Raw genomic sequence first — 25,477 nt, 5'->3', positions numbered from 1 at the left:
GCTCGCTAGGCGGCCTCGCCCGGCCGCCGGAGCATCCGCGTCACGCGGTGCAGGGTGAGGACGCGGGCCACATCGTCGCGCGTGTACTCCACCTCGAAGCCCGCCAAGGTGAGGGTGTGGCGACCTTCGCCAGGCTCATAGGGCGTGCCCTCGACCGCCAGCAGCTGCATCACGTCCTGAAGCACCTGAAAGTCCTCCGACGTCACACATCCCACCTCACGCCAAGCCTCCGGCATCAGGTCGACTCTGTAATAAGGAGGGAGCACTGGCGGTGAAGTGGACATGGTGTGACTCCAAACTGTCCCCCTCCCAGTGCAAACCACGGGCCCTTCTCCCCCGTTGAGAAATCACCCGCTTGGCTCAGTGGAACACACTGCGTCTGGAGGAACTTCAGCCCTGGCTCTGTAAGAAATACCCCAGAACGCTTTCACTGCCGGATCAGAGCTCGATGCGGTTCCGGCCGTTGGCCTTGGCGCGGTACAGGCGTGCATCCGCCTCACGCAGCAGTGTCTCGGCGTCCTCGCCGTCCCTGGGGGCCTCGACGATGCCGGCGCTGAAGGTGATCTGGAAGGACTCGCCGTGGTCGCCCGAGAACTTCACCGCGGCCAGCTCCGCCGCCGTGCGAGTGAGGATCTCCTTGGCGCTCGCGGCCGTCTCGCCCGCCAGCGCCACGACGAACTCCTCGCCGCCCCACCGGCCGCGCAGGTCCTCGCGGCGGAAGCGCGTGGTCAGCAGCCGCCCCAGCCGCGCGAGCACATGGTCCCCCGCCACGTGACCATGGGTGTCATTCACCTGCTTGAAGTGATCCACATCCAGGAAGCACAGCGCCAGCGGCCGCTGCTGGCGTCGGCCCTCGGACAGCCGGGCACGCAGGGCCTCGAGGAAGGGCCGGCGCAGGAGCAGCCCGGTGAGCGCATCCCGCTCGGAGCGCTCGCGCGCCAGGCGCACCCGCTCCAGCCGCGAGTGCATGCGCGCCACCAGCTCCTCGTGCAGCACCGGCCGCGTGAGGTAGTCGTCCGCCCCCGCCTCGAAGGCCGCCACCCGGAACTCGGCCCCCTGCTGCGTGGTGATGAGGAGGATGGGCAACTCCTCCCACTCCGGCATGGAGCGGATGATGCGGCACAAGTCAAAGCCGCTCGGACCTGGCAGCTCCACATCCAGCACCAGCAACTCCGGGCGGTGCTCGGCCAGCGCGTCCAGCAGCCGGAACGGATCCGTCAGCGCCGTCACCTCCACGCGGTGCCCGGCGACCGCATGGCTGATCGCACTGCGCGCCTCCTCGTCATCCGCCAGCACCAGCACGCGCGAGCGCTCCGGCCGCCGGGCCGCCACCAGCCGCTCCACCGCTCCAATGAGGTCCGCCGTCGCGAAGGGCTTGGGCAGGTACAGCGAGCCTCCGGCGTGAGCCGCCGCCACACGGTGCGCCAGGTCTCCGTCCGCGCTGAAGAAGGCCAGGGGCAGTGAGTCCCACAGCTTCTGGCTCCTCAGCCGTGCCGCCGCCTCGAAGCCTCCCTCCGGGCCGCCCAAGTGCACGTGCAGCAGCGCGCCGTCCAGCCACTGCCCGCGCGCCCGCTCCACCGCCTCGTCCATGTCCTGGGCCGTGAGGACTTTCACCTCCTGCGCCTTGCCCATCCGCTCCACTTCGGCCAGCCATTCCGCGTCGTCGTCCACCACCAGCACCGAGCCCATCAAGCTCGTGGGCTTGGGCGCCTCCACCGCCTTCGGAGCGGGGGAATGGAGGGTCTCCGCCAGCTCCTTCAGCGAGGCCTCGATGGCCGCCCAGTCCACCGCCTGGCCCGCGCGCGCGGGCTTCACCAGCGCCTCCAGCCGTCCCGCCGCCTCGCCCACCGGCGCGAAGCCGAACGAGCCCGCCGAGCCATGGAGCTTGTGCGCGTCGTAGTACAGGGCCTCCACCGACTCGGCCGAGCCCGTGCGCGCCTGGGCCAGCGCCTCCGTGAGCGAGGCCAGGCGCCGCTTCAGGTGCCGGCCATACTCGGCGTTCGCCGCAGCCAGCTCCTCCGAGACATCCGCGGGGAGGGGAGGCTTGCCCGCCACCGGACCCGGCCGCTGCCGCGCCAAGGTCTGCTCCACCCACTGCCGCGCCAGGGCCTGCTCCACCCAGATGAAGAGCTCCTGCGGCGTGTACGGCTTCTGGAGGATGCGCGTGACTCGCAGTTCCTTCAGGAACTGCTCGCGGCCCTTCACGTCCTTCCACATCCGCGAGGCCAGGAGGATGGGCAGCGTGGGCTTCGCCCGGCGCAGCTCCTGGAGGAAGTCCAGGCCCACCATGCCCGGCAGCAGGCTGTCCACCACGGCCGCGTCCACCGGCATGCTCGCGAGCACCGCGCGCGCCTCCTGCACGCTCCGGGCGCACTCCACACGGAAGCCCCGCTCCCGCAGGAACGCGGGCATCACGGTCTGCAGCTCGCGATCCTTCTCGAGAAACAGGACGATGCTGCTCATGAGGCCACCCTCTCCACCCACGTCCTCCACGGTCTCAGGTCGACGGCAGCAGCTTTCGGATCTCGGTGGGCAGCGTCATGGGATCGAACGGCTTGCTGATGACGCCCGCAGCGCCCAGCTCCAGGTAGCGCGCCACCTCCTGCTTCTGGATCTTCGCCGTCATGAAGATGATGGGCGTGTGCGCGGTGGCCTCCTGGGCTCGGAGCTGCCCGAAGGTGGTGGGCCCATCCATGCCGGGCATCATCACGTCCAGGAGGATGACGTCCGGCTTCTCGGCGGCGGCGAGCGCCACGGCCTCGGCGCCCGAGGCGGCCAGCACGGTCTGCCAGCCCCCCACGCGCTTCAGGCTCAGGTGGCCCACGGTGCGGATGTCCTCCTCGTCATCAACGAGGAGCACCTTGCGAATCGTCATTAGCGGTCCCCTGAAGCGGAAGCGTAACCCGGTGGCCTTCCTGCCTGCCCACGGATCCAAAGACGCGCTGGCCAGACTGTCACACAGGAATAAAATCCAGCAATTCTTGAAGAACACCCTACTGCTCGGACCCGCCAAGCTCCCCAGTCGCTCACACCAAAGCCAGCAGGCACGCGGACGGCGCCGCGCACGGTGAGCCGCTGCGTCCCTGGGGTGGCTGCCGGGTGCCGAGCTGGTTCAGTTCTGTTCCGGGGGTGGAGATTTGCTTGGCCAGTTTCCGCAGTTGCCCGGTCAATGCCTCCTAGCATTCGACAACGCTGCGACAGGTCGCCGTTGCATCGGCGAGTTCCTTAAGGACGCAGCGTCATCCCGGCCTTCGCGAAGCTCTCCCGGAACCTCGGCGTCCACGCTCCCCCGCATGCGGTGGACATGTCGTTGCAGATGGTGGCGATGTGGTGGGCCTCGATGCAGGGGGCCTTGCCGCTTGGCTGCTGTCCTGGCTTGACCCGCTCCGCCCCCCTCGATGAAAGGTCGAGGCATGAACTTCCGAACTTGCAGCGCACTCCGCCAAGCCGTTGCCGTTGCCACAGTCTTAGCTGGGTGCGCCACCTCTCAAAAGGAGCCTGAGACCTACGCCTGGGCGCCTGTGCGTCCACCCGCTGTGCCCGGCACGGGCCTGCCCACCCGCGGGCAGCCAGGGCAGGTTCGCCCCCAGCCCCTGCCGCGGAGCCCGCATCAGCGCGTGTTGCCACCCACCCAGGAGCCGGGCCTTTGGGCCGGAGACTCTCCCCGGGCCTCGCAGGAGCCGGAGGCGAACCCCACACCGGAGAGGTCCAGCGCGAACAGGAGGGTTCCGCCTGCCCCGGTGACGACGGAGCGCCGCCGCCCAGAGTGCGCGCCCACCCCAGTGCCGCACGCGGGCGAGGATGACCCGCATGACGCGTGCGCCGATCAGTTTCCGCCGAACCGCTACCCCGGCAATGACGTGCTCGTGGGCGGTGTGCGCTTTGATGCGCTGCAAGTCGGCGTGCGCGTGCTGTGGGAGATCAAGACGCATCGATTTGACACGTACCCTGACTTCATCCGGCGGATGACGATCCAGGAGCAAGTGCCGTTGCTGCGGGAAGAGCGGGACATCGCCGAGGCATGTGGCTATGGCTTCGTCGTTGGGGTGAGCACCCAAGAGCACAAAGACGCGTTGCTCGAACAGGAGCCACTCCTCAATATCGTCGTCACGGGGTGCAAGCGATGACCCAGCAGAGAACCCTGATCCTCATCGTCTTCGCGCCTGCGCTTGTGGGCGACGACGGTCGCACGCTCGCAGTCGTCCACGGAATCGAACGAGCGCTCTCCCGTGTGCGCTTGGAATGGGAGCTGTCAAAGGCGGGGCGGCCCCTCGCGTTGCCGCGACGCGATGGGTGGCTCGCTGAGGCGGCCGCGCGCGGGGAGTTCCCACTGCTGTGCAACGGCGACGAGAGTTATCCCGTGACGGTTTATGGGTTGCGGACATCCGGGCGCCAAGCGCCGGGCGGCCAGCCGTTACTCGATGTCCATGCAGAGCTGCCACTCGATGCGGCCAGCATCGCGGCGGCGGCGGAGATGCTGGAAGGTGTGGCGGAAGGCGCACGCGCATTCTGGGGGCGCGTGTTGCCGAACGGAGTGGCGTCGGAGGTAGCGAAACAGTTTCGACACTCGATGGATCAACCGCATGTTCCGCCCCGGGGGCTCCCAGCGCTCAACCTTCCCAAGCACCTCCGCTCGTCTGAGATCCCCCATTATCTCGGGTGGCTGAACTACTGGTCGGCAGCCACCGCACAGGCCCTCGGGTTCCCGGATCCTGCCCGCGACGCGGACCTGCTCTCTCGGGCGCGGCGCACAGCGACGGGCGGGTGGGTCGTTCGGCTCACAGAGACGCCACTCGATCTCGACAACCCCGCGCACCTGGAGGCGCTCGCGCGCGCTTACGAGCGCTTCCCGGAGATTGGCGGGCGCGTGCCCCCGCGCTGAGTCACCGGCCCCGCATGCGCTGGCCTTCCACCCACACCCTGCGCCCGCTCCCTCGCCTGCCCGGGGGCCCTGCATTTCCCTCCCGTTGCGGCGGGCCGCCTGCGCCATGACCGTTGATGCCGGAGGAGGACTTCCATCATGGCCCAGAAGGAAACGAAGCAGCCAGGACCCCAGCCAGCCGAGGACATGTTCGGGCGCCCGACGAGCCCGAGGCATGAGGAGCCCGCCCAGCGTCCCACCCACGATGCGCCCGGCGGGAGCCCTCATCACTCCCGCAAGAGCACCGAGGAGGAGGAGGAGCACCCGGACATCGGGGGTGTGGATGACATCCCAGATGGAGACGGCCCGCGCAGCGACCGGGGCAACAACCCACTGCCCGAGGGCTATTGGGCCCAGTTTCCCGGTGACAAACCCTAGAAGTGCCGCCTTTTGACGCAATGAGATGAGGCTTGCCCCCTTCCCTGGGTAGGAGCCAGGGAAGAAACCCGGGAGGGGGCGCTCGGATCGACTTCGGGTATGCTGCCGCGCCACACGGTTCGGCGCGCCCACAATGCGCCGTCCGAGGCCACCTCATTTCAAACTGTGCCGGAGCTCCCGCGGGTCCGGTACCGCTCGAAAGGCATGTGCATGAAGAAGCTGGGACGCGTAGGGCTGGTGCTGGGAGTGCTCACCCTCACGGGGACTGTGGGCTGTAGCGACAAGCCGGACCCCGCAAAGGAGGCCCGCGCCAAGGCCACCAACCACCTCAACAAGAAGGAGTTCAAGCTCGCCATCGAGCAGTACGAGCTGGCCATCCAGGCCGATCCGAACTCCGAGAAGACGTGGAAGGAGAAGGCCTTCGCCCACCAGCAGGTCGGCGAGCACCAGAAGGCCGCCGAGGCCCTCATCAAGTACGTGGAGGTCACCAAGGACCCGAACGTGAAGCGGGACGAGATGTACCGCGTCATCGCGGACGAGTTCCGGCAGGCCGGGCAGCCCGAGGACGCCGAGAAGGCGCTCGTGAAGGTGCTCGATGCCAAGGAGTCGGCCGCGGAGAAGGCGGAGCTGTGGCGCGTCATCGCCGACCAGTACCTGAAGGCCGGCAACCTGGACGTGGCCGAGGCCAAGTTCAACGAGGCCGTCAAGCTCAACCCGAAGGACGAGGCGAGCCTGGGCTGGCTGGCGGCCATCTACTCCAAGCGCGGCGGCGTGGAGAGCAAGGACGGCCCCGCGGTGCCCGAGCACCTGGACAAGGCGCTGGCCTACCTGGACCAAGTGATCGCGCTCAACCCCGAGTACCCCTTCACGTACATCAACAAGCGCATCGCCGTGGCCAAGTACGCCATGCACGAGCAGAACATGGCGAAGATCTCCCTGCAGGAGGCCAAGGAGGCCAAGAAGAAGGCCATCGCGGACGCGGCCATGGCCCGGGCGACGGAGCACGACAAGCGCGCTCAGGAGTTCCAGAAGCAGTACGAGGAGCTCACCGCCAAGTTCACCGAGACCCAGAAGAAGTTCAAGGAGAAGCAGGCGGCTGCCGCTGCCGAGGCCGCCAAGCAGGCCGAGGCCGCTGCCGCTCCCAAGTAGTCCTTGAAGACCGGGCGCCAGCGCCCGCATGAAAAAGGGCTCGGAACCCGTGCACCGGTTCCGAGCCCTTCGTGTTTCAGCCGTCAGTCACACGAGATGGCCACACCGTCGTGGCGGCACTCGTGGCCGCGCTGATCCACCTCCAGCTGGTAGAGCGAGCGGACGCCCTCGTCGCTCTGCTGGACGCGGGTGGAGGCCTGCTGGCTCGGGCCCTGCTGGTTGAGGTCGATGGACACCACGCCACCGCCGATGGACACCTGCATGGCCGGCTCCGCGGGAGCGGCCACCGTGGTGCTCTGGTGGTAGCGCGCCCACTTATCCGAGCTCTGCGTGTAGAAGCTCTGCGCGCAGTTGGCCACGCCCGTGGCGAAGTTGGCCTGGTACAGCCGCGCCACGTTGGTGCCCGTCGTCGAGCACACCGCGCCCGGCGCCCCGCTGGGCTCGAACGAGCTCCACAGCACGCAGCCGCTCACCAGGCTGCCGGTGGTACCGGTGCGCTCGTTGGGCACGGCGTAGTCGATGTACCAGCCCTTGCCCGAGGGCGCCGCCGACTGCTGGCTCCCGGCGACCGCTCCCGCCGAGTCGAACTGGCTGACGTTCACCAGGTCGGCATCCGAGAAGAGGGTGCCGTCGTACGCCGTGGCCTCCGCGTCGCTGTCGAAGCGGCGCAGCGGATCCGTGCCGCCGTACGTCCACACGCCGTAGTAGCGCTGCGGGTAGGGCGAGGCATCCTCGGTGTAGTTGAGCGCCGTCCAGGTGTTGGCCGTCTCGCGGCAGCTCCACGAGGAGGTATCACCGTCGCACGTGTACTCGAGCGTGCCGTCGTTGGCGTTGCCGCAGCCGTTGGCCGCGTCGTTGTTCCACGCGAGCGTCACCTTCGCGCCGCCGCAGGACGCGCCGGGGCTGCCCGTGGAGACGGTGCCGGAGCTGTAGTGGTAGTTCTGGTACGTGGCGTTGCTGGTGTACACGGTGGAGCCGCCTCGCTCGACGGTGAGCGTGTTGTTGACGCCGCAGCCCTGCGCGGCGCAGGCGCGCGGGTTGGACAGCCGGCACGCGGTGCCCTTCTCGAGCAGGTTCTCCCGGTCACCGGTGCCCACGAAGGTGCGCAGGAAGCCGGTGTCGGGCTGCAGGGCGTTGAGGGTCATATAGGTGAACGGCGCACGCATGGCCTCGGGGTCCGCCGTCTTCCCCGCCAGGTTCGCCACGCGGAAGGAGCGCGCGGCGAACCAGTTGTTCACCCGCTTCGTGCTGGAGTCCCACACGCCCGGCTTCCACATGCGCACCATCCACAGCTGGCCGCCGTAGTCGCCCACCGTGGCCGAGTCGAAGAGCTGATCCGCATCCGCGCTGGGGTTGTTGCCCCGGCCGATGTCGAGCAGCGACAGGCCCGCGCCAATCGGGTAGCGCAGGTTCTCCGAGCGGTTCTGTCCATCCCCGTGGAAGAAGCTCCACACCGTGTGGCCCGTGCGGATGTCCACCAGCGCCATGCCGCGGCCGCGCAGCATGTGCTCGTCGAAGCCGCCGTTGAACGCCACCACCCAGCGCTCGCGCGCCGGAGTGCCGTCGATGAGCCACGGCGTCTCGCTCGGGTGGCCCGTGCTGCTCATGTCCCGCAGGGCGTTGTCCGCGACCTCGGTGAGCGCCACGGGGCCCACGGGAGGAGGGCGGGGAGCGAAGTTGGTGAAGGCCTCGCCCACCTGCAGCGCGAGCGGGTCGCACGGCTGCGGCCACATCCACAGGAAGTCCCCTGCCTGATCCGGCACGCGGGTGGCGGTGTCACCCGGGTTGCGGCCCAGCAGGCGCGTCAAGTCCAGCGCGAAGCGGTGCACGCCGCCACGGCCCGTGCCCACCACGGCCACCGTGCGGTACTCCTTCCACTGCTTCTTGCCGTCGGCCGGCTCGCCCTCCATGCCGTCCAGCCACACATCGCGCACCATGGGCGTGCCATCCACGAAGTAGCCGTGCTTGCCCAGGTTGGGGCGCAGCTTGGGCAGCATGTCCGGCGGGATGAAGGCCCACAGCTCCTCGCCCGTGCCCGCGTCGTACTGCACCTGCCCCGTGAGCGAGTCCACCGCGCCCGAGGGCAGTGCCTGGCCGTTGTGGAACGCGTGCAGCATGCCGCCATTGCTGCCCACCAGGATGATCTTGTCCCGGTTGCCCGCCTCGGACTGGTACGCCTCGTAGGCCTTCACACTCACGCCGCTGGGAAGCGTGGACTCTGCCTGCACCGTGGAGCCGGAGAACAGCACCGTGAGGCACTGCTGCGAGAAGCCGCAGAAGCGCGACGGCGACGGCGGCTCCACGCTCACCGGCGAGGAGTGGAAGATGTCATGCAGCAAGAACGGCCGGTCCTGCTCGCGCAGGCTCGGATCAGGGTTGAGCGCGTCCGCGCCGCGGTACCAGCGGATGATCAGCTTCGTGCAGTCCTCCGGGGACAGGCTGGGCTCGCCCAGGCGCGTGGCCAGATCCGAGCACACCGACGGGTTCTGGCTGATGCCCAGGTACTCGCGCAGCACGCCCGCGTTCGCCTCGGTGAACGCCACCGGCGCGTCCTGGGAGTCGAGCTTCCCGTCGCCGTTGCCGTCGACGAGGGTGAAGATGCGCCGCGTCTTCCACTTCTCGGTGCCGGCCTTGAGCTTCTGGCCGGCCTCCCAGAAGGGAACTGCGGGCGTGGTCGGGCTGAGGAGCTTCACGAAATCACCCTCGTCATTCTCGATGATGGCGTCCCCCGCGGCGTCGAGCAGCAGCGTGTCGTCGCAGTCGCCATCCTGGTTCAGGTCTCCGCCCGCGGCGGGGTTCGTCGGGTTGCAGCCCAGCAGGCGCTCCGGGCCCTGATCGAACCGGTAGAGGAAGCCCTGCCACGGATCCGTCTTCGCGCGGGCCGGCTTGAAGCGCGGAATCAGCGTCGCGCTGGCGCTGCGCACCTGGAGCGTGCTGGCCGCGGCGCTCGAGAACGAGGTGGACCGCGTCTGCACGTTGGTGATGATGTCCAGCAGCGCCTGCTTCAGACCGGTGGCGTCGTCCGCCGTGTAGTAAAGGCCACCGCCCACTTCGGCCGTGTTCTTCAGGAACGGGCTGTTGATGCCGAAGCCCACCGTGTACGTGAGCACGTTCTGCTTCCCGGCAGTGTTGAAGTCCCCGACGATGGGCGGCGTGTGGCTCTGCAAGTCCTTCTCGTAGAGCAGCTTGGCCACGTCATCCAGCAGGTAGTTCTGGTTGTCATCCGTGTAGACAGCGGGGTCGCTGCCCTTGTCACGGGTGGCGGTGGTGCCTCCGCCGCACGGCGCGGAGTCCGGGCAGTACACCGGGCCGCCGTTGAGCGTGCGCAGCTTGGTCACCACCGTGCTGCTCAGCGTGTCGCCCGAGGGCTCGCCGTCCGTGATGATGATGACGGAGGACGTCTGGCAGCCCCAGCACACGCTGCGGCCCTGCGAGGTGAGCGCCGGGTTCTTGAACGCGCCTGGGTAGCTGAAGCCGCTGCCGAAGCCGAAGACGTCGCGGTACACGGTGTCCTCCGACGTGAAGTAGTAGCCCACGTTCAGCAGCGAGCGTGCCAGCGGCGTGCCCGTGGTGAACGTCAGCCCGTTGACGGAGTTGATGTAGCTGGCGCGCTCGCCGTCGAACGCGCTCGCGTCGTTGGCGATCTGCTGGCACGAGGGGTGCTGCTCCTTGAGCAGCACGGTGTTGGGCGCGCTGTTGGAGAAGTGGCTGATGCCCGCGCGCACGCGGCGCAGATCCTTGATGACGGACTTGAGCACCGCCTTCGCCGTGACGTACTTGGGCGGGTTGAAGTTGAGGTAGCGGCCCCAGAACATGAAGTTCAGGTTCTCGAGCGGCGGCGTGTTGCGGCCCATGGTGCCCGGCACCTTGTAGTAGCCCTTGGTGCTCAGGCACGACAGGCAGCGGGCGTACTCCGCCCCGCCCGTGGTGGACCAGTTGGGCACCTGCGACTGGCAGGCCTGCTCCCGGGTGTTCCACTGCGCCGGCGGGTTGCCCAGGTCCGCCCAGTACAGGTAGCCGTAGAACTTGTCGTCCTGGAACAGGTTCGGGAAGCCCGTGTCCGAGCCCATCCCCGTGCCCACGTCCGGCACCGGGTACACGTGGCTCGCATCCCAGCCCCGCGAGGCCGCGAACGCGTCCAGGCGCGGGTTCTCGCAGCCGTTCACGGTGAGGTTGAAGAAGGTGATGTGATCGCTGTTCTCCACCTGCGGCAGCTCACGCATGGAGCCCGAGGTGTCGAGCAGGAAGTGGATGTTGGGCGGGGCGCCCTCGGCGCTGAAGAAGCGCTCGTCGCCCGAGACGTCGGTGCCGTGCAGCACATCGTTCACCAGCGACGTGGTCAGCTGGCAGCACGCCGCGGAGTTGGCGGACGCGTCGCCCAGCTCCGCGTGGGCTCCTCCCACCACGCCCAGCATCGCCACCGCGAGGCACACCCGACGAAGAATGGAAATCCAGGACTGCTGCATGGTGCTTTCTCCCTGCAAGCCGCGCGAGCCCTGGCTCCGGCCCTTCGCGGCGCAGTCCCACTTTGCAAACTCCGGCCCCCGGCCTGGCTCGTCACAAGCCAGCGAAATGACGGAGCTTCCGGCCTCCTCCCCTCGGCAGGCGGCACGGGGCTTCACCTCGCAAACTCTGCACACCGCAAAGGTTCGCTAGCGGTTTGTGGGAACTTGCCGCGCACACGGTTGTCGAAGTCTCCCGAAACCCAAAAGCTCGATGGAGGCTGTTCATGAGGCGGAGCCGTGTGGCCGTCAGTGGGATCGTCTGCGCGCTGGTGGTCGAGAGCGCGCTGGTTGTGGGCTGCCGCTCTCAGGAGGAGGCGCCGCAGCGAGCCGTGGAGATGGCCGCGAAGCAGCAGGAGCCGAGGCAGGAGCAGAAGGTGGCCGAGTCGCTGCCGTCGAAGACCCGGGCTGAGCCGTCATCGCCGAATGCGGGGCCCTCGCCGACCGTCAGCCCGCCGTCGAGCCATGTGCCGGCTCCTTCCGCAAAACGTTCTCCCGCCGCGTTCGGATCCGCGTCGGGGCTCGGGGGATTGGGCTTCAAGGGCTCGGGCTCGGGTGGAGGCGGCATCGGCACCCTCGGCGGCGGCACCGGCTATGGCTCGGGCAGCGCCAGCCTCGGTGGCAAGTCGATGGTGGGCATGAAGATGAAGATGAGGGGGCCCGCTCCGCGCAACGTCTCCAGCTCCGGAGACACCACGAGCCGCACCGAGCAGTACCGTGACGCGGGCATCAATCCCTTCGTCACCGCGAGCGAGGACCCCCTGTCCACCTTCGCCATCGACGTGGACACGGGCGCGTACACGCTGGCGCGCCGGAAGATTCTCGAGGGCTCGCTGCCGGTACAAGAGGGCGTGCGCGTGGAGGAGTTCCTCAACTACTTCCGCTACGACTACGAGGGGCCTACGGACGGCTCGCCGCTGGCGGTGCACATGGACGCGGCGCCCTCTCCGTACACGCCGGGCCGCCACCTGCTGCGCGTGGGCGTGCAGGGCAAGCAGCTCAGCGTCTCCGAGCGCAAGCCCGCGCACCTCACCTTCCTGGTGGACGTCTCCGGCTCCATGGCCTCGCCGGACAAGCTGCCGCTGGCCCAGCGCGCCCTGCGCATGCTCGTGGACAACCTGCGCGACGGTGACACCGTGGCGATGGTCACCTACGCGGGCCACGTGAAGGTGGCGCTGCCTCCCACTGGCCTGGAGAGGAAGGCTGTCATCCACCAAGCCATCGAGGAGCTCCAGGCGGGCGGCTCCACCGCCATGTCGTCCGGAATCGAGCTGGCCTACCAGCAGGCGATGCAGACGGTGGATGGTCAGTCCACCTCGCGCGTCATCATCCTCTCGGACGGCGACGCCAACGTGGGTGCCACCTCGCCCGAGGAGATCCTCAAGTTGATCCGCGGCTACGTGAAGGAGGGCATCACCGTCACCACCGTGGGCTTCGGCATGGGCAACTACAAGGACGAGATGATGGAGCGCTTCGCCAACCAGGGCGACGGCAACCACTACTACGTGGACTCGCTGATGGCCGCGCGCCGCATCTTCCAGGAGCAGATCGGCGGCACGCTGGAGGTGATTGCCCAGGACGTGAAGCTGCAGGTGGACTTCGATCCGAAGCAGGTGGCCCGCTACCGGCTCGTGGGCTACGAGAACCGCGCCATCGCGGACGCGCTGTTCCGGGACGACAAGGTGGACGCGGGCGAGCTGGGCGCGGGCCACACCGTCACCGCCCTCTACGAGCTGGAGCTCCAGCCGGGCGCGGGCGATGACCTGGCCACCGTGCGCGTGCGCGCCAAGAAGCCTCGCGGAGAGAAGGCCACCGAGCGCGCGTTCCGCTTCTCCGGCAAGGCCCTGGCCTCCAGCTTCGCCTCGGCGAACAAGGATCTGCGCTTCGCCACCGCAGTGATGGGCGCAGCCGAGCTGCTCCGCCGCAGCCCCCACGCGGCCCGCTGGAGCTTCGAGCAGGTGGAGAAGATCGCCCGCGAGGCCACGCCCTCGGGCAATGCCGAGCGCCAGGAGTTCCTCCGGTTGCTGGAGAAGGCCCGCCCGCTGGTGGAACGCGTGGCGGCGCGCTGACACGGCGGCGCATCCAATCCGCCGGGTCGCCCTCCGGCGGGGGTGCCTGTCCACCACGCCAAGTCCGCGAAACTCCCGGGAAATGCCGTGTCAGACCCCTTCTGTAGTGTCAACGCATCTACGACACACGAAGGGGTCGTCCATGGCGGAATCCCGTGAGTCGCCACGCGTCTCGGTGAACAAGCTGGGGGAGTACCTCACCGCTTCACCGGCCCGTCGCAAGCGCATCATCCATGATCAGAAGCACCCGTGTGATCCGCAGTACCTGCGGTATCCGGAGGCGTCGCAGGCCATCACCGACTTCCTGTGCAAGGGAATGAACGGCGGCATCCTCCGGGACCACCAGGAGCGCTTCTTCAACACCGTGCCGCAGACGGAGTTCGAGGCCCAGCGCTTGCACCTGTGCGTCGAGGCGCTGGATCGGTTCGCGGCGGTGGTGCCGCAGCTGGAGCTGGAGGGCACCATCATCAGCGCGGTAGGCCAGGAGCCTCCGGTGTTGGAGGTTGCGGGCGTCACCATCAGCGTGCGGCCCGAGGTGGTGCTGCAGATGACGGACCGGCGCGGCGAAAACAAAGTGGGGCTGCTCAAGCTCTACTTCGCCAAGTGGCATCCGCTGGATGAGCGCTCGGGGCAGTACATCGCCACACTCCTGCACAGCTTCGCGGAGCAGCACCTGCGGCACCTGGGCCCGGTGGATCAGCGGCTGATCCGCGTGGTGGATGTGTTCGCCGGTACGCTCTTCGAAGCTCCCAAGGCCAACACCCGCCGGCTCCATGACGTGGAGCTGGCGTGCGAGGAGATTGGCGCTCTCTGGGCCATTCACTGAGGGCGCTGAGCGCTTCCGTTGACCAGCAAGCGGCCAGGGTGTCCAGCGCTGGGCGCCCTGCCGGGTGAACCTGCCCTGCTGCGGACAGATGGTATGGCTGGGGACCCCGCTCCCTTGGTGAGAGCGAGGGGAATCCCCAGCGTTCGGCGCCCGCGCTCCCCAACCCGAGCGCGGCACCACCACTCCGCAGTTGGAGGTTCATCCGAATGGCTGACAAGAGAATGGACAACGGCAGGGACGACACCACGCGCAACGGGCGCGGCACGGTCCCCGACAACGGGACGCCGGGCATGCTGGGGGGTGACGTGGCGACGCGCGGTACGGACGTGGTGCGGCGCGCGGACGTGTCTCCTCCGGGCTCGCGCGAGCGCTCCGAGTCCGACGTGACGGGCTACAGCCCCGACCGCGACGAGGCCCCCAGCGTGCGCCAGGGCCGCTTCCACCGCGCCGCGGCGCTGCGCCTGGCTCAGCCGCGCACCAGCACGGACGTGGGCACGGGCGTGGGCACGGGCCTGGGCACCGGCTCGGGCATGGGCATGAGCGGCATGGGCACGGGCGCCGGCCTCAACACGCGCGGCACCTGGGGCTCGAGTGGCACCCCCCAGCAGGGGCCGTACGGCCGCGATGACCGGGATGACCGCTCTGCCATCGGCTCGGGAGGCGGGCAGATGCGCATGGGTGAGCAGGACACGCGCCACTCGCTCGAGATGCGCCGCGACACCGGCGGCGAGAACTACCGTCAGTGGGACCGCACGGGCTTCGGCGGCGAGGACCGCGGCCAGCACGGCACCCAGGGTCATCCCGGCATGGGCACCCAGGGCCAGCGCAGCGACCGGTACGATCCGATGCTGGGCATGAGCCAGGCGAGCCCCGGCCGTCCGGGCTCGGGCGTGAACATCGGCATGGGCGAGACGTACGCGAGCCGCGGCCCCGACACCGACACGTCACGTCCGGAGCACAAGGGCATGCTGGCCGGGCTGCGCCGGCGCTGGCAGCGCGAGCCGCTCACCGCTCGGGAGATCATGACCCGCGGCGTGAAGACGGTGCGCCAGGACAGCTCGCTGCGCGAGGTGGCGCAGCTGATGAAGGACGAGGACTGCGGCGTGGTCCCCATCGTGGACAGCCGGGGCTGCCTCGTGGGCATCATCACGGACCGGGACCTGGTCATCCGCGCCTTCACGGGCGGCAGGACGCCGGATCAGCTCCGCGCCGGGGACGTGATGACGGATGACGTGGAGTGCGTCCACCCGGACGAGGACATCCACAGCATCATCTCGCTGATGGGCAAGCGGCAGATCCGCCGCATCCCCGTGGTCGAGCGGGATGACCGCGTCATCGGCATCATCTCGATGGGCGACATCGCCAACCGCGCCGACTACGACGAGGAGCTGCAGGAGGCGCTGGATCGCATCTCGTCCAAGCGCTCCTTCTGGAGCCGGCTGACCTGAGCTACAGCGCCCCCAAGGCGAAGTGGCTGAACGGTCCGTTGCCCCGGCCGAGCGCCAGCGGGTGATGGAGCGCGGAGGTGACGTACTCCTTGGCGCGCCGGGTGGCGTCGAGGGGTGCGCGCCCGAGCGCCAGCTGCGCGGCGATGGCGGCGGACAGGGTGCAGCCCGTGCCGTGCGTATTGGGAGTATCGATGGGGGGCACGCTCAGGGTCTCGAGGTGCTCCCCATCGAACCAGACATCGGTGCCGCGCAGCGGGCCGGGCATGGCACCGCCCTTGACGAGCACGGCCTTGGGACCGAGCCGCTGGATGCGGCGCGCGGCCTCGGCCATGTCGTCCACCGTCTGGATGTCCATGCCCGACAGGAGCTGCGCCTCGTGGCGGTTGGGCGTGGCGACGGTGGCCAGCGGGAGCAGCAGCTCTCGGAGGGCACCCACGGCCTTGTCATCGATGAGCCGCGAGCCCGCGCGGGACACCATGACGGGATCCACCACGAGCTGCGTGAGCTTGAGCCGGCGGATCTGCTCGGCCACCACGATGATGATCTCCAGGTTGGCGAGCATGCCCGTCTTCGCGGCGCTCACACCGATGTCAGTGACCACGGCCTCCATCTGAGCGGCAACGGCGGCGGGGCTGAGGACATCCACGCGGGTGACGCCCAGGGTGTTCTGCGCCGTAATGGCGGTGAGGGCGCTGGTGCCATGGATGCGGTGGAAGGCAAAGGTACGCAGGTCAGCCTGGATGCCAGCACCACCACCGCTGTCCGAGCCCGCAATCGTGAGCGCGGTGGCTACGGGCCTGGGGGATTCCATCTCGGGGGTCTCCTGGTCGAACGGTCAACGCGAGAGGTCCTCCGCTTAGCACAGCCTCGCGCCCGGAAGCCCGAGTGCGGGCGGAGAGACGCAGGGAGTATGGCTCCTGGGCCACGCTGACCGTTGGCATCCCAGGGAACCCGCGCTGGCCCCAAAGGTGCACAGCGGCGCTGCATCCTCTCTTGCACTGGAGCCCGCATGCAGCCTTCCTCGCTGACCGCGCTCGGCGGCACGCACGCCCTCGCCCTTCCTTCCGCCCGTCCTCTGGCCGTGGGGCTCGGCGGCATGGCCCTCTTTGGCTTCGCCCTGCGCACCGCCGTCACCCACGAGGGCTTCAGCCTCACCCACCTCGGGTGGGCCGTCTCGCTGCCTGCCGTCGCCTTGCTGGCGTGGGCCTTGTGCCTCCCGGCGCTCTACATCCTCTGGGCCACCCGCCAGCCAGGGCTCGGCGCCTCCCAGTGTGTCCAGGCCGCGCTCGAGGCCGTCCATACGCTCGGCCTGAGCCTGGCCTCCACCACGCCCCTGCTGTGGTTCTTCGCCGCCACCGCCCCTGAGTCCCGGATCGCCTCGCCGCTGGCCTTCCTCTTCACCGTGCTCGCGCTCGTCGCCGGTGGCCACACCTTCACTCAGGCGCTCCAGCGCTTCGGCGCTTCCTTCGCGGGCTCCACCCGCATCGCCTTCCTCGTCCTCCACGCCATCACCTTCGCCCAGTGCGCTCACAGCGCCGGACTCTCCTGGCGCTGACCCCCGCCCCTTCTCTTCCGAGGCCTCTCATGTCCACGACCACGATCGAGCCCACTGCGTCCTCTGTGCCTGCTGTGTCCGCTGCGTCTGCTGTGGCTGCCGTGCCCGCGCCGCAGGCTTCCGACAGCATCCTGCGCACCGCGGAGCTGCTCCTGCGCAACCCGTCCGCCGTGCTCGCGCAGATTCAGGCCGGTGGCCCCGAGCTGCGGGAGCTGCCCCTGCGCCTCACCCTCTGCGCGCTCGCGGGCTTCGGCATCTTCGGGTTCCTCCTCGGCTTCACCCGCTCGCCGCTGGCGGGACTCGCCGCCGCTCCCAAGCTCATGCTCGTGGGCCTCGGCAGCCTCGCGGTGTGTCTGCCCGCGCTCCACGTCTATGGCCGGCTCCTCGGTGCTCGCATCTCCGCCCTCCAGGCCGTGTGCGAGGCCCTGGTCGCCCTCGCCACCACCGGGCTCACGCTGCTGGGCCTCGCGCCCGTGTGGCTCGCCTTCGCCAATGCCGTCAACCATCCGCCCACCGGCTACTTCCACGTCATGCTCGGCAGCCTTGGGTTCCTCGGCGTGGCCGCGCTGCGCGGCGTCTGGGTGCTCGTGAAGGCCCTGCGGACCCAGGGCCGCACCGTGCTCCACCTGCTCGCGTGGACCGCGCTCTACGGCATGGTCGGTGTGCAGATGGCCTGGGTCGTCCGCCCCTTCGTCGGCAACCCCGGCCGCCCCACCGTCGCCATCCGCCCGCTCGAGAGCAGCGCCTTCGATGCCGCCGGCACCCTCTTGCGCTCCAACATCGACACCCTCAATGGCGAGTGGGAGCCGCGCTCCTCGGAGTCCGTGCACGAAGAGGAGAGCCTGTAATGGTCGCGCTCGTCACCGTCGTCACCTACTGCCTCGCCGGCATCGCCGTGGCCGCGGTGCTCGGACGCGGTGAAGCCCGAGGCGCCATGGGCCTCGCCCGCGCGGGCCTCCACGCCTGTCTCTGGCCGCTGTTCCTGCCGGTTCTGCTTCCCAGCCCCTCTGCTCCCACGGGCACGCCCGAGAACGCTCGCATCGATGCCGCCGAGGCCACCCTCCATGAGGCGCTCCAGCGGCTCGGCCGCGAGTTGGGGGACTCGCTCACCTTGGAGACCGCGCGGGTGCGCTCCCTGGGCACCGCCCTGCGCTCCGCGGCGCGCCGCCTCGCCGAGCTGGACGCCGTGCTCTCCTCTCCGGACCACGACCGGGAGAAGCTGAGCCGTGAGCTGGCCGCGCTCGAAGCACGCCCGGACTCCAAGCCCGTGGCGGACATCCTCCGCGAGCGCCTGGCGCACCTCTCCCGCCTGGAGGCCCTGCGAACCCAGGCCCGCACGGACCTGGAGCGCGCGCTCGCCCGAGCCGGTGAGCTGGCCACGCGCCTCACATTGCTGCGCTACGAGGGCGCCACCGCCCACGCCGCGGGCCGGGCCCGTGAGCTCACGGACACCATCGACGAGCTGTGCCGCACGCTCGAAGCCGTGCGCGCCGCCTGAGCTACGCCGGCGTGGTGGCCGGAGGCTCCGAGCGCTTCGCCGTCCCGTGCGCGATCTCCCGTCCCAAGAGCCCCGGGTCGAAGTACGCGTAGAAGCGGCGGATCCGATCGCCATCCCACTCGAGAATGGAGACGCCCTCGTAGTTCACCGCCGCTCCGTTCTGCGCCGTGCCTTGTGTCTCCCACTCCAGCGCCACACGGTCGTTCGACTCGATCATGTTGCGGAAGGTGGACTTCACACTGGCCAGCATGGCCTTGTAGTCCCTCCAGAACTGGCGCACGCCCTCCCGCCCCGTGAACTCCCGCTGCGAGGCCACGTTGCTCACCTTCGCGTCCTCGGCGAACAGCGAGACGATGGCCTCCAGGTCCCCGCTCTCCTCCAGCTTCGCCAGTGCGTCCACGAATCGCTGCGCTCGCTCCGTCGCCATGCGCTCCTCGCTCGATACGAAAGGGGTGTCGCTCGAACGGTGCGCATGCGGTGAGCCGCTGTCTCCTGGCCCGCGCTCGCCTCCTTGCTCCCGGCGGGAGTGAGCCCAGCCCCTGCCTGGCAGCCCGCCACGCCCTGCGCCCATGCCCCCCAAACGCAACGAGGACCGCGGCCCCAGAAGGGCTCACGGTCCTCGTCTTCACCCCCACCGGCGATGCTCCGCCAGCGGGGGTGATGCCTCGCTCAAGCGAGCTCGGAGCTTACTGACGGCCGATCTGGTCGAAGCGCTCCAGGCCGTACTTGTTGATGATGGAGATGAGCTTGTTGGAGTACTCCGGGTCGGTGGCGTAGCCGGCCTTGTGGATCTCCTTGGCGAACTGGGCCGCGTCGTCCGTGTGCTTGAACGCGTTGGCGTAGCGCTTGTTGTCACGCAGGAACTTGCCGTGATCCGCGAAGGACTCGGCGGGCGAGTTGTACTTGCGGAAGTTGGCGTCCACCGTCACCCACTTGCCGTTGAGGAACTCCTTCGTCGGCATGGTGACGTGGCCGGCGGGGCCCTCACCCTTGATGCCGAAGAAGTTGTTGCCCTTGGTGGCCAGGCCGGACTTGCCGCTGCCGCTCTCCAGCATCGCCTGCGCGAGCGTCACGGAGGCGGGCACGCCCGTCTGCCGCTGGCTCTTGATGGCGTCGGCCGCCACGCGGTCGATGAAGGCGTTGCCCGTCTTGGGCAGGTCGCCAATCGGACCCGTCGGAGTGGTGGGAGTGGTAGGGGTGCTCGGGGTGGAGCCGCCCACCTTGGCGCCCAGCTTCTCGAAGGCCGCGCGGGTCTTCGGGCCGTACTGGCCGATGGACTCCACGCCGTGGTCCGCCTGGAACTTCTTCACGGCGGCCTCGGTCTTCGGGCCGAAGGTGCCCGGGCCCGTGTTCACCTGGGCCGACGTCATGTAGCCGGCCTTCACCAGCGCCTGCTGGAGCTGCTCCACCTGCGGGCCCGTGTCGCCGCGCTTCAGGTTGGCCGAGGGAATCGTCACGCCCTTGAGGCTCGTGGCGTTCGCCGCCGGAGCCTGGGTGCCACCCGTGCCGGTGGTGCCGCCGGTGCTCGGGGTGGACGGCGTGGCCGGGGTGGACGGCGTGGTGCCCGGCTTCGGGGGGTTGCCGCCGGAGAACGTCACCAGCTCGCCCGTGGACTTGTAGTTCGAGGGGCCACCCACCAGGCGGCCGCCCTCGTTGCGCAGGGTGATCTGCTTCCCGGTGGCCGGATCGTTGGCGAAGTAGACGTCCTTGCCACCCTCCTTGCCCCGGCCCGTCACGGTGATCCAGTGGTCGGTGCCGTTGGCGCCGCCGCCGCTGCCGGCCTTGTAGTCCACGCCGATGACGACGGGACGGCCCGCGTCCACCTGCTTGTTGATGGTGTCGAGGCTCCAGCCCTGCTTGGAGGCGTGCAGACCGGCCGCCTGAGCCGCCTTGTCCCACACGAGGCCGTTGCCGACGTAGCCACCGTGCGAGTCCAGGTACTTGTCCATCTGGCCCGGGTTGATGGCCTGGCCGCTGATCTTGCTCACGGCCATGGAGGTGGCCGTCATGGCGCAGCCGGCGGCGCTGATGCTGGAGCCGGTGCCCAGAGCGCGGCTGCCCCACTCCGCATCGCCCTGCTTGTACATCGGCGTGCCGTCCGAGGACGTCTGGTACTGACGGCCGTTGCTGTCACGCACCGGGCCGCCGTTGCCCGCGGCCTGGGCCGGGGCGCTCGAGCCGCCGCCGCTGCTGCTACCGCCGGACTGCGTCGGCTTGGTCGTGGGCCGATCGAACCCGTCCGGGATGGTCAGCTTCTGCCCGGTGGAGATCTTGTTGGGGTTGGTGATGTTGTTGGCCTTGGCGATCTCAGACACCGAGGTGTTGAAGCGCTTCGCCAGGGCGTTGAGGGTGTCGCCGCTGCGAACAGAATAGACGGTCACGGGAGGACTCCGCGGGAGACAAAGGGGTAAATCTTCGTCTGATTCTCGCACGAGCCTGGGAGAAGTTGCGCCTCCCCCTCCGATCAGCCGGGCAGGTCCTCCCCGCTACATGACGCAATGGGTCATTCCTGACCGGACAGCTTCGCCACGGCCTCGACCAGGGCCTCGGCCTCCAGCGGCTTGGCCATGTGCACCTGGAAGCCGGCCCGGTAGGCCCGGCGGGCGTCCTCCGCCCCGGCGTACGCTGTGAGTGCAATCGCGGGGATCCACTCGCCCTTCGTGTCCGCCCAGTCGCGCACGCGCTTGAGCACCGCGTGGCCGTCCTCGCCGGGCAGGCCGATGTCGGAGATGAGCACGTCCGGCAGCGCCTCGGTGAGCCGCTCCATGGCGTCGCGGCCGTTGGCGGCCGTGCGCACCTCCGCGCCGCGATCGCGCAGCAGCAGGGTAATGAGCTCGCGCGCGTCCTCCGCGTCCTCCACCAGCAGCACCCGGACGCCGTCCAGCCGCGCAGGGCTCTTCGCGGCGCCCTCGCCCGAGGCCGAGCGCTCGGCCTCCGGCAGCACCACGGGCAGCGGCAGCCGGACCGTGAAGGTGGCGCCCAGCCCCAGCCCCGCGCTCTCCGCCTCCACCGTTCCGCCGTGCAGCTCCACCAGGTGCCGGACGATGGCGAGCCCCAGCCCCAGCCCGCCGTGCTCGCGCGTGCTGCTGCCGTCCGCCTGCCAGAAGCGCTCGAACAGGTGCGGCAGCGCGTCCGCGTGGATGCCCTGGCCCGTGTCCTTCACCCGCACCCGCCACTCCGCCTCGGCCCGCTCCAGCTGCACCTCCACCGTGCCGCCCTCTTGCGTGAACTTCACCGCGTTGGCCAGCAGGTTCCAGAACACCTGCTGCAGCCGTCCCGGGTCCCCCGTCACGTGCCCCGTCCCTGGGCCCACGGACACCGCCAGCGACACGCTCTTCTGCTCGGCGCGAGGCCGCACCACCTCCACCGCGGCCTGCACCACTGTGGCCAGGTCCACCGCCTTGCGGTGCAGCGCCAGCTTCCCCGTGAGGATGCGCGACACGTCCAGCACGTCCTCGATGAGCTGCGCCAGCGAGCGCGCGTTGCGCTCGATGACTTCCAGGCCCTTCTCGCGGATGACGGCGTTGTCCTTCTGGTTGCGCAGCATCTGCGTCCAGCCCAGCACCGCCGTGAGGGGCGTGCGCAGCTCGTGGCTCATGACCGCGAGGAACTCGTCCTTGGCGCGGTTGGCCGCCTGGGACTCCGCCATGAGCCGCGCGTTCTCGATGGCCACCGCCGCCAGCCGGGCCAGCTGCACCAGGATGGCCTCGTCCTCGGCGGTGAAGTCGCCCTCGTACCGGTCCGACAGCTGGATCAACCCGAGGTTGCGCCCATTGCGGTCCACCATCGGCACCGCGAGCCAGCCCCGCATGGGCGGGTGCTTGCCCTTGTGCGCCCCGAAGCCGTGCCACCTCGGGTGAGCCTCCAGCTCCGCCTGCGTCATCCGCGCCGGCTGGTTGCTCTCGCACACCTTCGCGTAGATGCCCGAGCCGTCCACCGGCGCCGCGTAGTCACGCCACGCGGCGTACTTGGCCGACAGCGAGACGGTGTGGATGGCCTGCGCCCAGTCCTCGCCCGTGGAGAGGCTCGTCACGGCCTGGTGCGCGCCGATGAGCTCCCGCGCCTGCTCGGTGATGACGCGCAGCGCCTGATCCAGCGAGGGCGCCCGCCCAATGGCCAGCGAGGCCTGCGCCAGCCCCTGGAGCTGCGCCCGGTGGTACTGCTCGCGCATGAGGAGCCGCGCGCGCTCGGCCTCGTCCTCGCGCTGGCGGGTGATGTCGCGGTGGATGCCCACCCACTCGCGCACCGCTCCGTTCAGCTCCAGCACCGGCACCGCGCGCACCTGCATGTACCGGTACACCCCGTCATGGCGCCGCAGCCGCACTTCGCCCTGGTAGGGCGTGCTCGCGGCCACCGCCCGGCGCCACTCTCGCGCCGCGTACTCGCGGTCCTCCGGGTGCACTGCGTCCAGCCAGCCCCAGCCCAGCAACTGTGCCCGCGTCTGGCCGGTGAACGTGCGCCAGCCCGGCTGATCCGCATCGAACTCGCCCTGGGGCGGCATGTCCCAGATGATCTCCGAGGTGGCGGTGAGGAAGGCGCGGAAGCGCTCCTCGCTGCGCGCCATGTCCCGCAGCAGCTCCTCCACGGTCTGCCGCGCGAGCACCTGATCCGTCACCTCGAAGGCGAACGAGGCAATGCCCTCCACGCGCCCCTCGGCGTCGCGCAGCGGCTGGTAGACGAAGTCGAAGTAGCTCTCGGACATCGTCACATCCGCGGTGGACGCTCCGAGGCGCCCGGGGAGCTCCTTGCCGACGAAGGGCTCTCCGGTGGCGAAGACGCGGTTCAGGATATCGAGGACGTTCTGGCCCTCGGGGCCCGGGATGGCCTGGCGCGCGGTCAGCCCCGTCACGTCACGTCCGCCCAGCAGGTGGCGGTAGCGCGGATTGCAGAGGACGAAGCGGTGCTCGGGGCCCCGGGTGACGGACATCACCGCGGGGGCGCGCATCACCAGTTCCTCGAGCCGGGCGCGCTGGGCCTCCACCTCGGCCAGCAGCCGCGAGCGCTCGATGGCCAGCGCGCAGTGCCGCGCCAGCACCAGGAGGAACTCGCGGTCATCACCCGAGAAGGCACGCGGCTCGGGGAAGCACAGCGCCAGCACGCCGACCACCCGGCTCTCGACCACCATGGGCATGCTCGCCAGCGAGCGGGTCAGGGACTGCTCCCGGAGCAGTGGGTGGAGGTTCGGGTAGCGAGACACCAGGGCTTCGGAAGACTCGAGCCACTCGGGCTGGCCGGAGCGGTAGGTGGCGGAGACGGGCAGGGGCGCATCCAGCGGCATGAGCTGGAAGTCGTGGGACACCTGGCGTGAGTGGCCGTTGTAGGCCACCGTTCGAAGGACATCCTGGCCCTCGACGGGCAGGGCCACCATGGCCAGGTTGGCGCCCACCGAGGCCATGATGCGATCCACGGCCACGGACATCACCTCTTCGGGGGAGCGGGCCGCGGAGAGGTGGGCGGTGAGCTCCTGGAGGCGCGTGATCCGGTCAGCGGTGCGCTCGGCCTGCTCGCGGGCGGAGCGCTCGGCGGCCAGCAGCCGGAGGCGTTCCACCTCGGCCTGACGCATCTCGGTGATGTCGCGGAGGATGAGCACAAGTCCCGCGGCTGAGGGGAAGACGCGGATCTCGAACCACGAGTCCGTGGGTGGGAAATAGTCCGTGAGGGTGGCCTGGCTGCCGGTCTCCATGGACTGGCGGATGGCCGCGGCGAAGGGCGTCTGGGTCAGGTCGGGGAGCTCGGCCCAGAGCACCTTGCCCAGCAGGGACTCACGCGAGCGGCCTGCGAGCCGCTCGGTCACGGCATTGAGGTAGGTGACGCGCCACTCCCGGTCCACCGAGACGATGCCATCGGTGATGCTGTCCAGGAGGGGATCGAACTTCGGGTCGCCGCCCACGGGTGTCCCAGAGCCTGCCTGCTGGAATGCTGGGGTGTGGAGCGGGAGGACCATAGAGGACGGCTCCCAGGCTTAGCAGAAGCCGGGAATGGGTTCGCTGCTGCCGCGTTCGAACCGTTGAAGAGGAGTAGGTCATCCGTCGGCGAGTGGGCTCATGGCTGCTCCGATGTGGGCCGTCCTAGCGTACAGGCGCACCGAAGCACAGGCCCTCGCGAAGGAGCTACCGTTCTAAAGGAAAACCCTCAGTGGAGTGCCCTCTGTCCCGCTCAAGCTCCGTGAGGAACGCAGCTCACGCGAAGAGCTCTTGGGTGGATTGTGCCGTCGCAGCCTTGCGCAGCCAGCTCTTGAGCTGCGCGAGGTCTGAGCAGCCCATGATTCGATGAAGAGTGGTCTCATCCACCTGGAGGCCCCGGGCATTGAGCACTTCGAGCAGTGCTGCCCGCTCGCCCTCATACCGGCCCTGCTGAAGCCCCTCCCGGAGCCCCTCTTCACGCCCCTGTGCCACGTACTTTCGCGCGAACTCGCTCTGGTACTCGTACTTGCCACTCTGCATCAGAGCCTCCAAGGCACCACGGGCCGCCTCGCTCAGCGAGGACATGGCCAGGTCAACGTAAAGGCGGACACGTTCCGTATCAAGGTCCCCCAAGGCGTTCATAACCGTCTGGGCGACGGCCATGCCCACCTCTTCACGCCCATGGGCCATTGCCGACAGCACCGCCAACTCTGGGTCCTGACAGGCCTCCTGCTCGTTGGTAACGACAGGGATGGCGCCTGGCCCTGCCACCAGCGGATGCAGTGTGAAGCCTGGGTGCCCCAGCTCGATGGGCTGTGCGCACCATCGCGCCACCGAGGCATCCGGAGCGACCACCAGCAATGCGGTGGGACAGCCCACTCGTGAGCGCAGGCTCGTCAGGTACAGCGGCCACGTCTTCCGCTTGTCCTCGTCCCGCGACAGCTGCACCTCCACCACAATGGCGAAGATGGGCTTGCCCTCCAGCAGAAGCACCACGAGGTCTGCTCGGTACTCGGTGGGGACCACCTCGGTGAGCTCCGCGGACTCCACCCGCGCCTCCGTCCAGGCCGGCAACTTCAGACCGAGCGCATCACGCAACAGCTCCGGCGCCAACGTGGGCCGGTTGCGGAACAAGAGCAGGAGTCCTTCGTGCTGCATGGAAGCCATGGACCAGCACCCTACCTGAGGGGTCTGACACGTCATGGCCTCGGACTCTAGACGAGGAACC

The 25,477-nt window shown here is 69.2% G+C and carries 19 protein-coding genes and 1 pseudogene; 10 read left to right on the top strand and 10 right to left on the bottom strand.

Going from position 1 to position 25,477, the window contains the following annotated elements; genetic code table 11:
* Window positions 1-5: 5 nt before the first annotated feature.
* The 4 genes and pseudogenes from DB31_RS44920 to DB31_RS51780 all read right to left on the bottom strand — a co-directional run.
* Window positions 6-284: a hypothetical protein gene (locus tag DB31_RS44920; RefSeq protein ID WP_157232057.1), complete on the bottom strand. Its 279-nt coding sequence runs from the start codon at window positions 282-284 to the stop codon at window positions 6-8.
* A 154-nt stretch (window positions 285-438) separates the two neighbouring features.
* Window positions 439-2,463 (bottom strand): response regulator, encoded by a 2,025-nt coding sequence (locus DB31_RS19225; RefSeq protein ID WP_044189620.1) that lies wholly within the window; start codon window positions 2,461-2,463, stop codon window positions 439-441.
* Window positions 2,464-2,497: 34 nt separating this feature from the next.
* Window positions 2,498-2,875 carry a response regulator gene (locus tag DB31_RS19220; RefSeq protein WP_044189618.1) on the bottom strand — a complete coding sequence of 126 codons (378 nt, stop codon included), beginning with the start codon at window positions 2,873-2,875 and terminating at the stop codon, window positions 2,498-2,500.
* Window positions 2,876-3,026: 151 nt separating this feature from the next.
* Window positions 3,027-3,390 (bottom strand): annotated as a pseudogene (locus DB31_RS51780) (hypothetical protein); the annotation flags it as partial.
* A gap of 350 nt (window positions 3,391-3,740) precedes the next feature.
* Here DB31_RS51780 and DB31_RS50535 point away from each other — a divergent pair.
* The 4 genes from DB31_RS50535 (at window position 3,741) to DB31_RS19200 (ending at window position 6,448) form a co-directional block, all read left to right on the top strand.
* Window positions 3,741-4,127 carry a DUF6310 domain-containing protein gene (locus tag DB31_RS50535; protein ID WP_240486763.1) on the top strand — a complete coding sequence of 129 codons (387 nt, stop codon included), beginning with the start codon at window positions 3,741-3,743 and terminating at the stop codon, window positions 4,125-4,127.
* Entirely contained in the window at window positions 4,124-4,882 is a 759-nt protein-coding gene (locus tag DB31_RS19210; protein WP_044189616.1) for a DUF5953 family protein, read from the top strand. The genes DB31_RS50535 and DB31_RS19210 overlap by 4 nt, the downstream gene beginning before the upstream one ends.
* 138 nt (window positions 4,883-5,020) lie before the next feature.
* Entirely contained in the window at window positions 5,021-5,299 is a 279-nt protein-coding gene (locus DB31_RS19205; RefSeq protein ID WP_044189615.1) for a hypothetical protein, read from the top strand.
* Window positions 5,300-5,509: 210 nt separating this feature from the next.
* Entirely contained in the window at window positions 5,510-6,448 is a 939-nt protein-coding gene (locus tag DB31_RS19200) for a tetratricopeptide repeat protein (RefSeq protein WP_044190145.1), read from the top strand.
* A gap of 83 nt (window positions 6,449-6,531) precedes the next feature.
* On the opposite strand, the gene DB31_RS19195 is transcribed toward DB31_RS19200, so the two are convergent.
* Entirely contained in the window at window positions 6,532-10,914 is a 4,383-nt protein-coding gene (locus DB31_RS19195; protein ID WP_044189612.1) for a pilus assembly protein, read from the bottom strand.
* A gap of 263 nt (window positions 10,915-11,177) precedes the next feature.
* Here DB31_RS19195 and DB31_RS19190 point away from each other — a divergent pair, with 263 nt between their 5' ends.
* The 3 genes from DB31_RS19190 (at window position 11,178) to DB31_RS19180 (ending at window position 15,293) form a co-directional block, all read left to right on the top strand.
* Entirely contained in the window at window positions 11,178-13,019 is a 1,842-nt protein-coding gene (locus DB31_RS19190) for a vWA domain-containing protein (protein WP_044189610.1), read from the top strand.
* 142 nt (window positions 13,020-13,161) lie between these two features.
* Complete coding sequence (locus DB31_RS19185; RefSeq protein ID WP_044189609.1) at window positions 13,162-13,845, top strand: hypothetical protein; 684 nt, start codon at window positions 13,162-13,164, stop codon at window positions 13,843-13,845.
* A gap of 206 nt (window positions 13,846-14,051) precedes the next feature.
* A complete protein-coding gene (locus DB31_RS19180) occupies window positions 14,052-15,293 on the top strand; it encodes a CBS domain-containing protein (protein WP_083968442.1) in 1,242 nt (413 codons plus the stop codon).
* Between the two features lies 1 nt (window position 15,294).
* Here the strand turns inward: DB31_RS19180 and thiD are convergent, their stop codons facing one another.
* Window positions 15,295-16,104 (bottom strand): bifunctional hydroxymethylpyrimidine kinase/phosphomethylpyrimidine kinase, encoded by an 810-nt coding sequence (gene thiD / locus DB31_RS19175; RefSeq protein ID WP_044189608.1) that lies wholly within the window; start codon window positions 16,102-16,104, stop codon window positions 15,295-15,297.
* A 198-nt stretch (window positions 16,105-16,302) separates the two neighbouring features.
* Between thiD and DB31_RS19170 the strand changes: the two genes are divergently transcribed.
* Genes DB31_RS19170 through DB31_RS19160 form a run of 3 tightly spaced genes read left to right on the top strand, consistent with a single transcriptional unit; the run spans window position 16,303 to window position 18,346 of the window.
* On the top strand, window positions 16,303-16,848 hold the full coding sequence (locus DB31_RS19170; protein WP_044189607.1) for a hypothetical protein: 546 nt from the start codon (window positions 16,303-16,305) through the stop codon (window positions 16,846-16,848).
* Between the two features lie 29 nt (window positions 16,849-16,877).
* Window positions 16,878-17,696 carry a hypothetical protein gene (locus DB31_RS19165; RefSeq protein ID WP_044189605.1) on the top strand — a complete coding sequence of 273 codons (819 nt, stop codon included), beginning with the start codon at window positions 16,878-16,880 and terminating at the stop codon, window positions 17,694-17,696.
* Window positions 17,696-18,346 (top strand): hypothetical protein, encoded by a 651-nt coding sequence (locus DB31_RS19160; RefSeq protein WP_044189602.1) that lies wholly within the window; start codon window positions 17,696-17,698, stop codon window positions 18,344-18,346. The genes DB31_RS19165 and DB31_RS19160 overlap by 1 nt, the downstream gene beginning before the upstream one ends.
* Window position 18,347: 1 nt before the next feature.
* Here DB31_RS19160 and DB31_RS19155 read toward each other — a convergent pair whose 3' ends face one another.
* The 4 genes from DB31_RS19155 to DB31_RS19140 form a co-directional block, all read right to left on the bottom strand.
* Window positions 18,348-18,773 (bottom strand): nuclear transport factor 2 family protein, encoded by a 426-nt coding sequence (locus tag DB31_RS19155; RefSeq protein WP_044189599.1) that lies wholly within the window; start codon window positions 18,771-18,773, stop codon window positions 18,348-18,350.
* A gap of 259 nt (window positions 18,774-19,032) precedes the next feature.
* Window positions 19,033-20,727 carry a glucosaminidase domain-containing protein gene (locus tag DB31_RS19150; RefSeq protein WP_157232056.1) on the bottom strand — a complete coding sequence of 565 codons (1,695 nt, stop codon included), beginning with the start codon at window positions 20,725-20,727 and terminating at the stop codon, window positions 19,033-19,035.
* A gap of 122 nt (window positions 20,728-20,849) precedes the next feature.
* Window positions 20,850-24,290 (bottom strand): PAS domain-containing protein, encoded by a 3,441-nt coding sequence (locus DB31_RS19145; RefSeq protein WP_083968440.1) that lies wholly within the window; start codon window positions 24,288-24,290, stop codon window positions 20,850-20,852.
* A 235-nt stretch (window positions 24,291-24,525) separates the two neighbouring features.
* On the bottom strand, window positions 24,526-25,416 hold the full coding sequence (locus tag DB31_RS19140) for an RpnC/YadD family protein (RefSeq protein WP_044189595.1): 891 nt from the start codon (window positions 25,414-25,416) through the stop codon (window positions 24,526-24,528).
* Window positions 25,417-25,477: the final 61 nt, after the last annotated feature.

Origin of the sequence: Hyalangium minutum (assembly GCF_000737315.1) — a bacterium.
Lineage (GTDB): Bacteria > Myxococcota > Myxococcia > Myxococcales > Myxococcaceae > Hyalangium > Hyalangium minutum.
The sequence above is the reverse complement of the archived record's forward strand: the minus strand, read 5'-3'. Positions and strand labels throughout refer to the sequence as shown.

Coding starts and splice junctions, on each gene's coding strand:
- DB31_RS44920 (WP_157232057.1), bottom strand. CDS start 284: ATGTCCACTTCACCGCCAGTGCTCCCTCCTTATTACAGAGTCGACCTG.
- DB31_RS19225 (WP_044189620.1), bottom strand. CDS start 2,463: ATGAGCAGCATCGTCCTGTTTCTCGAGAAGGATCGCGAGCTGCAGACC.
- DB31_RS19220 (WP_044189618.1), bottom strand. CDS start 2,875: ATGACGATTCGCAAGGTGCTCCTCGTTGATGACGAGGAGGACATCCGC.
- DB31_RS19210 (WP_044189616.1), top strand. CDS start 4,124: ATGACCCAGCAGAGAACCCTGATCCTCATCGTCTTCGCGCCTGCGCTT.
- DB31_RS19205 (WP_044189615.1), top strand. CDS start 5,021: ATGGCCCAGAAGGAAACGAAGCAGCCAGGACCCCAGCCAGCCGAGGAC.
- DB31_RS19200 (WP_044190145.1), top strand. CDS start 5,510: ATGAAGAAGCTGGGACGCGTAGGGCTGGTGCTGGGAGTGCTCACCCTC.
- DB31_RS19195 (WP_044189612.1), bottom strand. CDS start 10,914: ATGCAGCAGTCCTGGATTTCCATTCTTCGTCGGGTGTGCCTCGCGGTG.
- DB31_RS19190 (WP_044189610.1), top strand. CDS start 11,178: ATGAGGCGGAGCCGTGTGGCCGTCAGTGGGATCGTCTGCGCGCTGGTG.
- DB31_RS19185 (WP_044189609.1), top strand. CDS start 13,162: ATGGCGGAATCCCGTGAGTCGCCACGCGTCTCGGTGAACAAGCTGGGG.
- DB31_RS19180 (WP_083968442.1), top strand. CDS start 14,052: ATGGCTGACAAGAGAATGGACAACGGCAGGGACGACACCACGCGCAAC.
- thiD (WP_044189608.1), bottom strand. CDS start 16,104: ATGGAATCCCCCAGGCCCGTAGCCACCGCGCTCACGATTGCGGGCTCG.
- DB31_RS19170 (WP_044189607.1), top strand. CDS start 16,303: ATGCAGCCTTCCTCGCTGACCGCGCTCGGCGGCACGCACGCCCTCGCC.
- DB31_RS19165 (WP_044189605.1), top strand. CDS start 16,878: ATGTCCACGACCACGATCGAGCCCACTGCGTCCTCTGTGCCTGCTGTG.
- DB31_RS19160 (WP_044189602.1), top strand. CDS start 17,696: ATGGTCGCGCTCGTCACCGTCGTCACCTACTGCCTCGCCGGCATCGCC.
- DB31_RS19155 (WP_044189599.1), bottom strand. CDS start 18,773: ATGGCGACGGAGCGAGCGCAGCGATTCGTGGACGCACTGGCGAAGCTG.
- DB31_RS19145 (WP_083968440.1), bottom strand. CDS start 24,290: ATGGTCCTCCCGCTCCACACCCCAGCATTCCAGCAGGCAGGCTCTGGG.
- DB31_RS19140 (WP_044189595.1), bottom strand. CDS start 25,416: ATGGCTTCCATGCAGCACGAAGGACTCCTGCTCTTGTTCCGCAACCGG.